At 73.2% G+C, this 13,850-nt stretch carries 6 protein-coding genes; 4 read left to right on the top strand and 2 right to left on the bottom strand.

What is annotated here, in order from left to right; all coding sequences use genetic code 11:
- The first annotated feature begins 6 nt into the window (after window positions 1-6).
- From AC5K6T_RS15110 to AC5K6T_RS15095, 4 genes are all read left to right on the top strand, one after another.
- Entirely contained in the window at window positions 7-1,587 is a 1,581-nt protein-coding gene (locus tag AC5K6T_RS15110; RefSeq protein ID WP_493209205.1) for a vWA domain-containing protein, read from the top strand.
- A 360-nt stretch (window positions 1,588-1,947) separates the two neighbouring features.
- Window positions 1,948-3,597 carry a hypothetical protein gene (locus tag AC5K6T_RS15105; protein WP_493209203.1) on the top strand — a complete coding sequence of 550 codons (1,650 nt, stop codon included), beginning with the start codon at window positions 1,948-1,950 and terminating at the stop codon, window positions 3,595-3,597.
- 8 nt (window positions 3,598-3,605) lie between these two features.
- The gene (locus tag AC5K6T_RS15100; RefSeq protein WP_493209201.1) at window positions 3,606-4,562 is read left to right on the top strand and encodes a hypothetical protein; all 957 of its coding nucleotides are present in this window, start codon (window positions 3,606-3,608) and stop codon (window positions 4,560-4,562) included.
- A gap of 175 nt (window positions 4,563-4,737) precedes the next feature.
- Window positions 4,738-6,801, top strand: a complete 2,064-nt coding sequence (locus AC5K6T_RS15095) for a protein kinase domain-containing protein (RefSeq protein ID WP_493209200.1) — start codon at window positions 4,738-4,740, stop codon at window positions 6,799-6,801.
- A 217-nt stretch (window positions 6,802-7,018) separates the two neighbouring features.
- Here AC5K6T_RS15095 and AC5K6T_RS15090 read toward each other — a convergent pair whose 3' ends face one another.
- Both AC5K6T_RS15090 and AC5K6T_RS15085 read right to left on the bottom strand, forming a co-directional pair.
- A complete protein-coding gene (locus tag AC5K6T_RS15090; protein WP_493209198.1) occupies window positions 7,019-7,243 on the bottom strand; it encodes a hypothetical protein in 225 nt (74 codons plus the stop codon).
- 78 nt (window positions 7,244-7,321) lie between these two features.
- Window positions 7,322-13,765, bottom strand: coding sequence for an RHS repeat-associated core domain-containing protein (locus AC5K6T_RS15085; RefSeq protein WP_493209196.1), 6,444 nt, complete (start codon window positions 13,763-13,765; stop codon window positions 7,322-7,324).
- Window positions 13,766-13,850 lie beyond the last annotated feature (85 nt).

Raw genomic sequence — 13,850 nt, 5'->3', positions numbered from 1 at the left:
CACCTCATGCTCACCAGCCGGACAACGGCCCGCCGCGCCGTGCTGCTCTCTCTCGCCGTCCTGACGGCTGTCCTCGGCGCGGTGACCGCGCCGGCCGCGGACACCCCGGTCACCCGCGAGGACATCAACCGCTCGCTCAGGGTCGACGACGTCCCGGCGGCCTATGTCGTCCTCGTCGACGCCTCCAGTTCCATGCAGGACGAGGGGCCCGACGGAATACCGCTCTACACCACGGTCAAACGCCGGCTCGCCGACTTCCTCGGTTCGCTCACGCCCGCCGACCAGGTGGCCGTCATCACCTTCGGGCGCGCCACCAGCGTCGTGCACCCGCTGTCGCCGGCGGACCGTACGGGCGGCCTGATCGACAAGGAGCTCCCACGCTCCGCCACGGAGTCGGCGAGCAACCACGGCGACGCGCTGAACGCCGCCGCCGAACAGCTGGAGCGGACCACCGCCCCGGTGGGGGCCGTGCTCATGCTCACCGACGGCTCCGTCCACGCCCCGGGCACCCCCTACGCGCGCCTGGGGAGCCCCGCCTGGCAGGACCTGAAGAAGCGCTACACCGCACTGGGCACGGACCGCCAGATCATGGGCTACGGACTGCCGCTGGCCGAGGGCACCGGGGTCTCCGACATCCTCGGCAGCGCCTTCACCATGCCGCGCATCCTGCCGGTCGACCCGACGGCCCTGGGCTCCCAGCTCGACGACGCCAAGGAACAGGTCCGCAAGGAGAAGGCGCTGAGCGTGCTGGGCACCGACCGTGGCCGCGGCGTGACCGTGTCGGTCGGCGGCGAGGGCGTACGCCCGGCCTCCGAGGGGAGGTTCACGGTGGACACCGGGCGGGGCACGGGGTCCCGCAGCCGCACCCTGCAGGTGACGCTGGAATCCAGGACCCGGCACGTACCGCTGACGGTCCGGCTCTCGGCCGACGGCGGCACGGGGTCGGCGCGGGTCAGCGGGGGCGGTCCCGTCACCCTGCGCCCCGGCGCCCGCAAAACCGTGCGCGTCCAGCTGACCTGGCGTCAGGACGCCGAGTTCGGCCTGTTCCCCGGCTCCGGCGACTTCCGGTCGCAGCTGGTCCTGCGCGCCGATGTCTCCTCGGAGTGGACGACGGTGATCCGCGGCTCCTACGGGGACGGGAAGTTCTCCCCGGGGGGACCGGTCCTGACCGAGGTGGAGCTGCGCGGCGCGGTGCCCGCCCACGCACCCGGGTGGCTCTATCCGCTGGTGCTGCTGATGCTGCTGCTCGGCTCCGCGGCGGCCCTGCAGGTCTACAACCGGCACAACCAGCGGCTGTCCGGGCTGCTGGTCGTCACGGATCTGCGGTCCGGCGAACGCGAGACGCTTCCGCTTCACGGCCGGAGGGTCGTCCAGCAGACGGACGCGGGACAGGTGCATGCCCGGGTCACCGTGCGCGGCCGCCGGAGCGCGGGGCGTGCGGTGCTCCGGGTGCGCTGCGAGCGCGAGGTGCCGGGGCGTGGTGAGCCGCTGACCGACACCGGTACCTGCGAGCTCGGCAAGTCCACCGTGCTGTGCGGCATCGGCTTCTCGCACGAGACGGAGAGCGTGCCGGCCGGGTCGCGGTGAGGCGCCCCGGCCGCCCGGAGGCCGCCTGGCGGAACGGACGCGCACATCCCGACACCGCCCGGCCCGGACGCCGGCACGTCTGCGACACCGTCCGAGGCGCCGGGGTTCCGGCCGCCCGGAGAGCCGGCCATGAGCGGTTGCCGTGCTCTGCCTCCTCGGCGCCCGCCACGGCCGCCGGAGCACGGACACCCCGGCGGCCGTGAGTGACACCGCCCGCCCCTTGAGTGCACCACAAGGCCGGGAAGACGGTCCGTTTCCCGGCCGCACCGCGCTCGTGGGCATCCCGGAGGCGTACCCCTTCCTTCGCAGATCCGACCCCGCGAACCCCAGAAACGGCACCCGTAGAAGGAGGAACACACCATGGCACCGGGGCTGACCGCCGACTGGGCGCTGTGGGGCAAGGTGCCCTACACCACCCGCGGCTACGAGGTTCTCGCCACCCATCCGCCGAGCCGCAGCGGCGAGTTCAACGCCGCCATCCAGCACTGGTATCCGGGAACACCGTCCTCCGGCGACCGGCTGCCCTGGATCACCATCGGCTGCACCCCGGACAGCGCGGGTACGGGTACGGGTACGGGTACGGTGGGAGTCTTCCTGCTGGATGCAACGAGCGACCGCGACATCGTCCACCGTCCCGTCCACCGGATCAGCCACTTCGCCGTGCCCTACGCGCAGATACGGGAGACAGGGATCGGCTGGTGGGGCCTGGCGCGGGCGGCCCGCACCGCGGCCGAGAGCCTGGGTGAGACCAGTACGGGCCCCGCCGAACTGGCCTTCGGCGAGAAGGACCTCCTGGTCAACGACATCGCCGACCACATCACCCCGGGCGTGTCGGCGACCACCCGATGGCTGGCGGCCGCCGCGGCGTATCTGCTGGACGGCCCGGTGGCGGTGGCCGCTGGCAACGGCTTCGAGCCGCTCGTCGTGCTGCGCACGCTGGACGCCGTGGCCGCGCTGCTGCCTTTCGGAGTCCGCAGCACGCTGTCCGCGGCCACTTCCACGTCCCGGGGCGCGAGGGTGCCGATGCGTCTGTTCTGGGGAGACCCGCTCGGCGCACGCGGAGTGACGAAGCTGCCGCTGAGCGGCGAACTGCCGGACCTCGACGGACTGTCCCCGCAGGCACGCACGTACCACGACCTGCTCCTGGAGAACTGGACCGAGGACGGCGGCGAGGCGGTCGTCCGTCATCTGGCCGAGGCACGCGCACCACTGGACGTCACCGCCCTGCACACAACCGGCCAGGCGCTGGAGGTGCTGGGTGCCCGCAACCGTGAGCTGGCCGCGAAGCAGGCGCTCACCGACCTCACCCGCGGTCTGCGCGCCGCCCCTCATACGGGCGACGAGACGTCCGCCGGTCTCACGGCCCGGGTCTTGCCTGACGCGCACGCCGATCTGGAGGCGGTGGCCCCCCACCTGTCCGAGGACGCCGCCTCCCAGGCCTTCCGGACCCGGCTCCGCGACGAGCTGCTGCACGACCGGAAGGAGGCGGCGCTCGCCTCCTTCGAGCAGATGCGCACCGCCCGCACCGCGGCCGGGCTGGACCTGGATCCGCTCGACCGGATCCTGGCCGGGGTCATGGCGGAGACCCTCACCGACCGCGCGCCGGGAGACCCCGACCCGGTGACCGGATGGCTGCTGCCCGGCGTCATCCCCTTCGCCCCAGGGAGCATGGGCCTCACCCGGTCCGTGCTGCGCCGGAGCCCCGGCCTGGCCGGGCGGCTGGTCCGTACCCTGTACGACCGGCCCGAAGCCGCCCAGCTGGTACGGGCCTGGCTGCGCTGGCTGTGCGACGAACCGCGCGCCCGCCGGAGGGCGGAGATCGCCGGCAGCGCCGAACTGCCGGTGCTGCACGCCATGCTGAGCTGCGGCCCCGGCACCGGCCTGGCCGAGGCCGGGGCCGCAGGTGGGCGGCCGGCCAGCCCGGCGCGCCGGCCCTGCTGCTCGAAGGCGCCGTCGTCTGCGGCCACGGGGACGACGTGCTGCGACACCCCGGCTCCTTCGAGGCCCTAATCCACTCCGTGCGCACCAGGGCGCCGGTGCACGGCGCAGCACCCGAAGGGCCGTTGGGGCGTGCGCTCGCGCGGGGGCCTGGCGGACTGCAGCCGGAGACCGCGGCCCGCTGGGACGTACTGTGCGCGCTGACCGGGCGGCCCCCGTCGGGCCTTGCCGCCATGGCGGCGGCACCGACGGGTGAGAGCGGCCTGGAAAGCCGGGTCGCCGAGTACGCCGCAGCTTTGAGGTCGGCGCTCGCGACAAGGCCTCTGCGCCGGCATGCCGAGGACGTCGTCCGCCATCTGCTGGCCGGTGTCCTGGTCGTCGACCCGGGCACCGGCGAGGGACCCGGCCCGGCCGCCCGCGGTCTGACGCTGCACATCCTGGACTGGTCCGGTCCGCACACGCGGCCCGTCCTCGACGCCGTGCAGCGGCTGGCCACCTCGGCACCGCACTGGCACGGCACGGACGACGACGCGAAGTGGCTGGACCACCTCGCCGACCGGCTGCCCGGGCTGCGGCCCGCGCTGGGCCTGCGCGAGGTGCACCGTTCCGCGGTGCGGTCCTCGGGCACGGCCGAGGACTGCGACACCCTGGCCGCCCGGGCGTGCGCGGCCCGGCGTGCCGGGGCCGACACCGAACTGCTCTGCACGGCGCTGGTGTCATGGGCGGTTCGCGACCACGACCGGACCGGGGAGCGCCTCCTCGCCGTGTTCAACGCCTACCAGGTGCAGTGGTCGGCGTACGCCGGGGCGGACCGCGCCGCGGAGGAACGGCGCGCTCTGGAGTCCGCCGTCGCCCGGGCCGACACGGACCGCCCGGTCCTGAAGCACTACTGCGACCACGCCATCGGCCGGCTGACCCGGCAGGGCTCGGACGTGGCCGACGAGATCCGGCGGCTCCAGGAGCGGCAGTCGCTGATCGAGGACGAGACCAACCGTCTGCACCGGCTCAGGGCCTCAGGCGCCCGCACCCGTACCTGAACGACGCACGCCCCAGGGGGGATTCACACCTCATGGCCACGAACCGGACACCAGTCCGCCATGCTGTGCGGCATCGGCATCGGCATCTCGCACGAGACGGAGAAGGCCACGGCCGAGTCGCCGTGCGCGGCCCGAGGCGATCGTCCGAGGTCCGGCCGGCGCAAGGGGCGCAGAGATGGTGACGCCGCTCGACCCGGACACCGATCCGCCCGAGGCCGCGGGATTCCGGCTGCTCGGAAAGCTCGCCACGGGCGGTTTCGGCAAGGTCTACCTGGGCCGGCGCTCCGACGGCCGCGAGGGCACCGACACCCTGGCGGCCGTGAAGGTGCTCAAGCCGGAGTTCACCGGGGACGCCCAGCACATGCAGCGATTCCACCAGGAGAGCAAGGCGCTGAAGCGCTGCGAGGGTGCCCGCATCCCCGAGTTGCTGGCCCTCGACTTCCGCGTCGGCGAGCGGCCCACCCTGGCGACGCGCTTCATCCCGGGCCTCTCGCTCTACCGCATCAGGGACGCCCACGGCCCGCTGCCGCGCGACGCGGTGCACGCGGTGGCCGCCGATCTGGTGGACACCCTCCGCACCGCGCACGACAAGGGGCTGCTGCACCGGGACCTGCACCCCGGGAACATCCTGCTCACCCAGGACGGTCCGTGGATCATCGACTTCGGGCTCACCCGGATCAGGGGCCAGCGGGTCACCCTGGCCGCCGGCACGGTCATGGGCCATCCGGAGTTCTGCGCCCCGGAACAGATCCGGGGCCTGGACCGGACCGGCCCCGCGACCGATGTGTTCGGCGTCGCGGCGATCCTGCTCTACACGCTGACCGGCCACGCCCCCTTCAGCGGCGAGCAAACCGGCCATGCCCTGCTGGTCCGCCGGCTCACCGGGATGGAGCCCGACCTGTCCGGGCTGCCGGACGACACGACCGGCCGGCTGATCCGCGCGTGCCTCGACCCCGACCCGGCCGCCCGCCCGGGGCTGGACGAGATCGCCGAAGGCTTCGGCCCGCCGGGCACCCTGCGGCTGCCCAGGGAGGCGGTCCGCAGCCTGGCCGCCCACCGTGCGCAGCTTCAGGACTTCCTGGCCGCGGCGGGCAACACCACCGGTCTCACCGTGCCGTTCCGCCCGGGGCGGCGCAGTTGGAGTGTCCGCGTCGGGGAGTGGCCGCAGAGCGTCGCGGCCACCGAGGACGGCGGTGTGGTGACCGCCGACGCGAGCGGTGCGGTGTGCTGGCTGGAAGCCGCGACCGGGGCGGAGGTGGTCCGCCGCACGGACCTCGCCGCACCGGTGCAGCTCTGCGCGGACGGCGATGTACTGGTGGTGTGCGACGCCGGGGGCCGGCTGGAGTCCTGGAACAGCCGGGACCGCCGCATCTGGTGGTCCCGGCCGGCGGGTACCGCCGCCGGCGCGGGCGTGCTGCTGCGCCGGCAGAGCGTGTTCCTCGGTGAGGCGAACGGCCGGCTGCACCACTTCGACGCGGTGACGCGTCAGCTGTGGTGGGCGACCGGTCCCCTCACCGGCTGCGCGGGTGCCCCCGCGCAGCCGGCGGCGGCGGGGGCCCGTCACGTGTACCTCTCGGTCGCGGGCAGCGGGGAGGTCCTGTCCGTCGACGACCAGGACGGCACGCTCACCTGGAAGTCGCCGGTGACGCTGCCCGCCCCGGTCCTCGCCGCGCCGCTGCCGCTGGAGGAACATCTGGTGATCGCGGACGGCGAGGGCACCCTGCGCTGTGTGTCCGCCGCCGACGGCACCGCCGCCTGGGAGGTGGGGCTGGGCGCGCCGGTGCTGGCACCGCCCGTGCGAGTGGCGGACACGGTGGTCGTCGGGGACGCGGCCGGCACGGTCCACTGCCGCAGCGCGGCGACCGGCGAGCGGGTCTGGCGCACGCCGCACCCGGGGCAGGAGGAGTTCTTCACCCTGTGCACGGACGGCACCGTCGTCTACGCGGGCGGGTGGGGCGGCCGGCTGCATCTGCTGGACGCGGCGGACGGGACGCCGTTGCAGAGCTTCGACCTCGGCGGGCAGATCACGGCCACGGTCTGCGGCCCCGGTGGCACGAGTGTCCACACGGCGTCGTCCGGCGGGATGCTCCACACGCTGCCCTCGGCCGCACCGGACCCCGGTCGCGGCGCGTCCGGATGGAGCGGCTCGCCGCGGAGGGCTCCCTCGTCGCCGGCGGCTCCGGGGCAGGCGCCCGGCCCTCGGGCCCGGCAGGGCCGTCTGCCTCAGGCCGGGCCATGACCCACGACCGCCCGTGTGCCCTCTCCTCGACGAGGTGAGACATCGGCCACGTCAGCCGTCACCGGCCCTGTCTGCGCACCGGGGACGGCACGGTCCGCGCACGGCGGGCCGTGCGCGGACTCCGGCGGCCGGTCCTCTCCCCCCCCCAGTCGCGGCGACGGCGGTGTCGCCCCCCGCGGGACGGGCGTCATGCCCGCTGCCGGGCCGGTAGGGGCGGTCAGGCGAACAGCGCCCAGCCCTTGACGACGGCCAGCACTGCGCCGACCACGGCCAGGAGGCCCCACACGATGCGCAGGTGGTCGGGTGTGAAGCGGGGGCTGGGCGGGCCGCCGGGCGAGACCATGCCGATGATGTCGTACACCCGCAACGCGAGATTGCGGTAGTCGAGGGCGATCAGCGAACCGAGCACGAATATCGCCACGGCCCATACGAAATGAAACATTGGATCTCCGAGTTCCAGGGTCCGGGCGGGTGCCGCCCTGCGCGCGGAAGGCGCGGCGGCACCCGCCCACCGTACTTGTTACCAGGTCCAGAGCTTGGTGACGCCCGTCACGCCGCCGCCGAAGTTCGCATCGACGCCGGCACCGAGCCCGAATCCGACCTGACCGGTGTGCACGATGTCGCCGCGCGAGTTGCGGGTGCCGAACGTGCCGCGGTGGCTCACGGACACCATGAGTCCGTCTCCCGCGCTCACCCCGACACCTGCGGCCTCACCGCGGACCTGGTCGAAGTCGTCGGCGTTGCTGTTCATGAACCCGAGGGTGCCGCCGGCGCCCACACCGACCGTCTCCTCGATCGTGCCGCTCAGGCCGTAGTCCGTCTTCCCGTCGGGGCGGAGCGTCCTGATGAAGCAACCGCTGACCTCCAGGCCCATGCCGAAGGCGCCGCCCACGCTGAGACACACCCCGGAGGTGTTCTTGTACGACAGAACGTAGTCGAGAGCGTCACCGGCCCCGCTCTTGGTGTTCTCCCATGCGGCCTCCCAGTTGCCCTTCTTGATACTGCCCCAGACGCCGTCCTTCTTGCGCTGCTCGGCCGCCTCCTTGTTGCGCTTCTCGGCGAGGGCCTTCTCGCGGGCGGCGGCCTGCTGGGCGGCGCGCTTGCGGGCGGCGGAGTCGTCGATCAGGTAGTGGGTCGGGTTCGCCTGGTAGGCGGCGTACCTCTTCTGCGACTCCTTGTCCTTCTTGGGGGTCTGCTTCCAGACCCACTTGCCGCCCTGGTAGGTGTAGCCGGCGTCCATGCCGCGGTCCTTGGCCCACTGGTTGTCGGCCGAGACACCGCCGTCGGTGGGGCCCAGCGGCCTGCGGCCGTCGGGGTCGGACATGGTGACCGGCGAGTTGCCGGCGTAGCTGTAGCCGTTGAGGGACTGGGGCTGGCCGACCGCGAGGAGCGGGTCGACGCTGAGGAACTGGCCCGTCGCGGGGTCGTACTCGCGGGCGCCGATGTGGGTCAGGCCTGTCGTGCCGTCGGCGGTCTTGCCGAGGAATCCCTTGTCGGTGGGCCAGTCACCGCCGGTGGCGGTGCCGCGGTGGGCGCCGAAGGGCGTACTGCGGCGCTTGACGACGGCCTGGGTGTCCGAGGTGATGGCCAGGGACTGAGTGCCGTGCTGGTCGCCGGCGACGTAGAAGAGCTTCTCGTCGCCCGACCGGTTGGTGCGGACCGCGAGGGCCGTGCTGCCGGCTCCGTAGGAGCGTTGGGCCCAGGTGGTGCCGTCGGCTCGCAGATGCAGTTCGGTGGTGCCGGCGTAGAGCACCCGCTCGCCGTCGCCGGTGGCGCGGATCAGCAGGTTGCCGTCGGCGTCGTACACGTAGTCGGTGTCCGTGCCGTCCGCGGAGACCTTGCTGAGCCGGCCTTCGTCGGACCAGGTCAGTGTCTGGGTACCGGCGCCCGGGGCGGCGGGCCGCCCGGTGGTGTTCCCGGCCTCGTCGTAGGTGTAGGAGCCGGCCGGGTCGGCGCAGTCGGTCGGGCTGGTGCCGGTCAGCGTGTGGGGCTGGTCGCCCTGGTAGCAGTACGCGGTGGTGGCCGTGCCGGACGCCGAGTGCTCGGTGCCGGTCGCACGCTGCCCGGCCGTGTTGTAGGTCCAGCTGGTCCAGTACGGTGCGGGGCCCGCGAGCGCGGCGGCGGAGCGGTCGTCGGAGCAGTCGCGTGACGCGGGGGTCCAGGCCTGCGTCAGCCGGCGGTGGCCGTCGTAGGCGAAGCACTGCGTCTCGGCGCTCTCCACGCCGCCCAGCGTCGTGGGGTCGGCGACGGAGGTGACGTTGCCGGCGTCGTCGTAGTCGTAGGTCAGGTCCTGCAGCATGTACGCGTGGGTCTGGTCGGTGACGTGGCTGCGCAGCAGTCGTCCGGTGCCCTCGTCCCAGGTCTGCGTGATGTACACGTTCCTGGCGCCGGAGCCGCCGGTGCCGAGGGTGAGCTGCTGGACCCGGCCGGTGGCGGAGTAGTCGGTGGCACGCAGGTAGCCGGTGGCACCGGTCACCGTGGAGATCTCCCCGAGGCCGTCGTACCCGTAGCCGACGGTCTCGGCGGGCAGGCCGCCCAGCGCCGGCGTGGTGTAGTTCTGCTGGGTGCCGTCGATGTTGTAGTACGTCTCGAAGTCCAGCTGCCGCGGGGTACCCGCGCCGACCAGCGGGTCGCCGGTGGGCAGGGTCAGTCGTGTGCCGGTCGGCCGGGACAGGCTGTCGTAGGCGGTGACCTGCTGGGTGTAGGCGTCTCCGTCCTTGCCGCCCTGATAGCGGATGGCGGTGTCGGGCAGCCCCTTGAGCACGCCGTCGTAGGTGCGCGCGGTGAGCTGGTGGGCGTCGGTGCGGGAACCGCTGTAGGTGGCGGTGACGCGGCCCAGTTCGTCGTAGTCGGTGAGGACCGCCCGGCCGCGGGCGTCGGTGACCTTCGTCGGCCGGTCGAGGGCGTCGTAGACGGTGGTGGTCGTGCCCGCGTCCGGGTCGGCCGTGGTGGTCCGCCGGCCGAACAGGTCGTAGCCGTAGGTCCACTCGGCGCCGTCCGGGCCGGTGATGGACGTCTTCCTGTCGTCCAGGGAGAAGGCGTACTTCACCGAGACGTGGCCGGCCGTGACGCCGCCGCCGTACTCCGGGTCGGCGGGGCTGGTGCTGCCGTACTCCCGGGTCTCGACCGTCCGGCCGCGTACGTCGACGATGTTGCGGGTGGCGGAGCCGCCGGCGACCGCCGTCGTGGCGGAGGAGTCACCGGTGTAGCTCGTCGTGGTGGTCCACTTCTTCGCTCCGAACACGTACAGCGACGTGGCGGTGGTGCGTCCCGCGCCGTCGTAGGTGATCTCGGTCTGGCGTGGTGCCTCGCCGTGGTCGGCGCGGGCGTACGTGCCGTTCGGTGCGGTGTCGTCGTCGTAGATGTCCGCGTACGTCTCATAGGCCTTGCCGCGTGAGTCGTAGCGGGTGTCGGTGAGGATCCGGCCGCCGCGCGGGGACGGCGACTGGGTCTGCAGCTCGCGCAGCATCGCGTCGTACAGCTGGTAGCCGGTGTGGTAGGTGGTGCCGTCGGCCTTGAGCGTGGACGTCGACACCCAGGAGGGCGTGGCGTTGTCGAGGTGGTACCCGTACGTGACGCTGGCGGCCTGTCCGGCGCCCCTGGAGCGGTTGGGCTGCCAGAGGGCCGTCAGCCGGCCGAGTGCGTCGTAGGTGCTCTCGGTCTTCTTCAGGTTGGCGTCGTAGGAACGGGTGGTCACCCCGCGGCGGGGGTCCAGGAAGGCGACCGTGCGGAACCCCTTGGGGTCGGTGGTGATGGTGCGGGTCAGCGGGCCTGCACCGGCCGGCGTGTAGGCCGTGGTCGAGGTCCGGCCCGCCGCGTCGGTGCTGGACACGGTGCGTCCGAGCGCGTCGAAGGTGTCGGTGCCCAGCGTGGACCAGGCGTCCGGGTGCCGCTCGCCGTCCCCGTCCGCGGCGGCCGGGTAGGCGGCGGCGCGGCCGGTCCAGGTCACGTCGCCCTTGGTGGGTGCCTGGTCGGCGCTCCAGGTGGTCGCGTCGGTGTCGTCGTAGGCGAACGCGGTGTCCGAGAGGACATCGCCGCGGCTGTCGGAACCGGCGGGGAGCTCCAGGCCCGAGTCCGCGGTCGCGCAGGTCGCGGCCACCATGCGGGTGCGGGAGACCAGGTCGAGCAGGCCGGCGGAGGCGTTGCGGGCGTACCAGGTGCGGGTGCACGTCTCGTCGCCGCTCCGGGTGTCGTCGCCGCTGTCCTGCTCCGTGGCGACCATGCCGTAGGCGTCGAAGGTGCGGGTGGTGCTGGTGGAGCGCCACGTCTTCGGCACCGTCAGGTACGTGTGGTGCGTGGTCTTCGCCGTGTTCACCAGGCGGGCGACGGCGTCCGGCGCGCCGGGAACGCTCTGCCGGGCGGTCTCCTTCGACCACGGATCGTTCACGGTCGCGGTGATCGCGGTGTTCCCGTCGTAGGTGACCTCCTCACGCAGGCGCCCCTGGTACTGCTCGCTGTCCTTGATGGTCGCAGCGCCCAGGTCGGGCGAGGTGAGCGGGGCGACGCTGACGGAGCGGGTGGAGCCGTCCTTCTTCCTGTCGCCGTCCATGCCCTGCAGGTACAGGGAGATGCGCTTGGTGCGCGCGCTGCCGGCGGCACCCGAGTACACGGTGACGGTGCGGTAGCCGCGCCAGTCGGACCAGGTGCGCTGGTCGGCCGGCGTGAACGGGGTGTCGTTGTACCGCCAGGCGGCGCCGCTGTAGGTGTAGGAGTTCTCCACCGGCTCGTTGCCGCCGGTCGGGTCGGTGGTGACGACGGCCAGCACCCGGTACTTGTGGAACCAGTCGACGGACGCCTCGGCGGCGCCGTTGATGTTCCAGTACTGCGGGTAGCAGGAGCGGGTGTTGGTGTCCTCGGCCGCGCCGGAGATCTCGCTCGCCGTGCACTCGGGCGAGGACAGCGTCACGGTGGTGATGGCGCCGGTCTCCGAGGTGACGGTGGAGATGCGGGGGCGGGTGAGCGGCAGGATGTCGTCGACGGCGTCCACCCGGTTGGGGCGCATCTGGTAGGTGAAGGTGACCGGGTCGAGGGGGAGTGCGGTGCCGGCCTTCGCGGTGCGTCGCAGCGAGGTGAGGGCGAGGACCTGGTCGGAGCTGTCACCGATGTCGCCGCCGTCGAGGTACTGCTGGGTCAGGGTCCAGGAGTCGACCGGGTCGAAGGAACCTCCCGCGGCGTTCCAGGAGTAGGTGTCGATCCCGGTCAGGCGCTTGCGGGTGAAGAAGGACGGCGCGCTCGCGTAGCAGTCGCCGGCGTCCTTGGCGCAGATCGCGTCGAAGGGGACGTCGGGCCAGTTCTCGGCGGTGTCCTCGGTCAGGGTCGAGCAGTCCGAGGCCGTGCAGCGCTCGGTGTAGGAGAAGGTGACCTTGGCGTCGGCGTCGTCGGTGAACAGGGCGTCGGCGCGCAGGCCGTAGTCGATCTCCTTGAGGTAGCCGCCGCGGGTGTAGGCGGCGTTCGCGGTGCCCGCCCCGTTCCTGGCGTAGTGGTTCGTCTCCTTGGCGTACCAGAGGGTGACCGCGTTGCCGTGCGGATCCTGGATCTGGTCGAGGTTCCAGCGCCAGGCCTGGGTGAGCGAGCGGCCGGCGAAGGCGGAGCCCTCGCTGTATCCGGGTTCACCGGCGTCGTCGCCGAACACCGGTACGGTCCAGGTGGAGTTGGTGCGCTCGGAGCCCGCGCCGGCCAGCTTGTCCCGGCCGAACACGTAGCGGGTGCCGTCGCCGGTGACGACGGTCCAGTACTCGCCGTCGTCGTCGCCGTTGTCGGCGCCGGTGGAACGGGTGACCTGGGAGGCGTCGTCGCCCGCCAGGTGCCACCGGCCGGTGTCGTCGTCCTTGACCAGGCGCGAGGAGGAGCCGTTGAGCACCAGGGTCGCGTTGTCGTACTTCCAGCACAGGTCGTCGACGCCGCTGTGGCCGTCCTGGGCGCAGCTGCCGTAGGACCGCTCGATGTAGGAGTCGGTGAGGGTGAAGCCCTCACCGACCGTGGTTCCCTGGTTGTTGGTGCCGGCGGTGCGGCCGTCGACGCTCGACGAGTCGTAGGACAGCGACAGTTCGGGGACGGGGCCCGCGGCGGCGGGCGGCAGCTCGAAGTCGTGGGACCAGGTGAAGGCGCCGGAGCTGCCGCCGGCCTGCCAGGAGGACGACTCGGCGAGCGGGGTCGCCGCGTAGTCGCCGGTACCGGAGGCGGACTGGCCGCCGCCCGTGCCGGAGGCGGTCACGGCGAGGACGGTGGCACCGGACACGCTCTGGGTGGACGCTCCGACGCCGCCCGCGGAGAGCGGCACGGTGGCCGTCAGGGTGTGTGCCGTCACGTCGTTGGCCGACTCCAGCGGGGTCCGGGTGCGGCACGCCTTCTTCTTCGGGGTGGTCAGGGAGCAGGCGGGCAGCCGCACGATGTGCAGCCGTCGGCTCCAGTCGCCGCCGACGGCGCTGGCGAAGGAGCTGTAGTCGAGACCGAGTTCGGCGTTTCCGGCGGTGTCCGCGGTGGCGGTCAGCAGGACGCCGGTGATGCCGGCCCTGCGGGCCGCCTGCTGGTCGAGGACCGCGATCTCGGCCGTGCCGGCGGCGGTCTTCGACTTCCCTGTGGCCTTGGCGGGGGTGAGGGTGACGGGCAGACCGCCCGCGTCGGTGCCCGCCCGCCTGCCGGGGGCGAGGCGGACGCCGCTCACGCCGGGCGCGGGCCAGGAGGCCTTTCGTTCGGCGGTGGCACGCCGGGCGCGCGCCGTGTCGGCGGCCTTCTCGGCGGCGACCCGCTTGCGCGTCTTCGCGGCGCCGGGGGCCGCATCATGGACCCTGCTGACGTGCTGGTCCGGCACGTCGGGGCGGCCCAGTGCCTCGGCCGCGGCGGCGAGGGGTGCGAGGCCCGTCGGGACGGCCAGCGCCAGGGCGAGGACGGTGGTCAGCGACCGCGGTCGCGACAGCCGTCCCCGCCACGCTCTGGTGCGTGGTGTGGCTATGCCAAGTCTCATGTGTCTTCCCTGGTCGATCCCTGCTCAGGGGGTGGGTGAGGGGTCTTGCGGGCCGGCCGGGGCGGGCCCGGGAGACAGGCCGGGC

Source organism: Streptomyces sp. B8-7 (genome assembly GCF_058833805.1).
Note: the sequence above shows the minus strand (reverse complement) of the source record. Positions and strands in the feature narration are given on the sequence as shown.

Coding starts and splice junctions, on each gene's coding strand:
- AC5K6T_RS15110 (WP_493209205.1), top strand. CDS start 7: ATGCTCACCAGCCGGACAACGGCCCGCCGCGCCGTGCTGCTCTCTCTC.
- AC5K6T_RS15105 (WP_493209203.1), top strand. CDS start 1,948: ATGGCACCGGGGCTGACCGCCGACTGGGCGCTGTGGGGCAAGGTGCCC.
- AC5K6T_RS15095 (WP_493209200.1), top strand. CDS start 4,738: ATGGTGACGCCGCTCGACCCGGACACCGATCCGCCCGAGGCCGCGGGA.
- AC5K6T_RS15090 (WP_493209198.1), bottom strand. CDS start 7,243: ATGTTTCATTTCGTATGGGCCGTGGCGATATTCGTGCTCGGTTCGCTG.
- AC5K6T_RS15085 (WP_493209196.1), bottom strand. CDS start 13,765: ATGAGACTTGGCATAGCCACACCACGCACCAGAGCGTGGCGGGGACGG.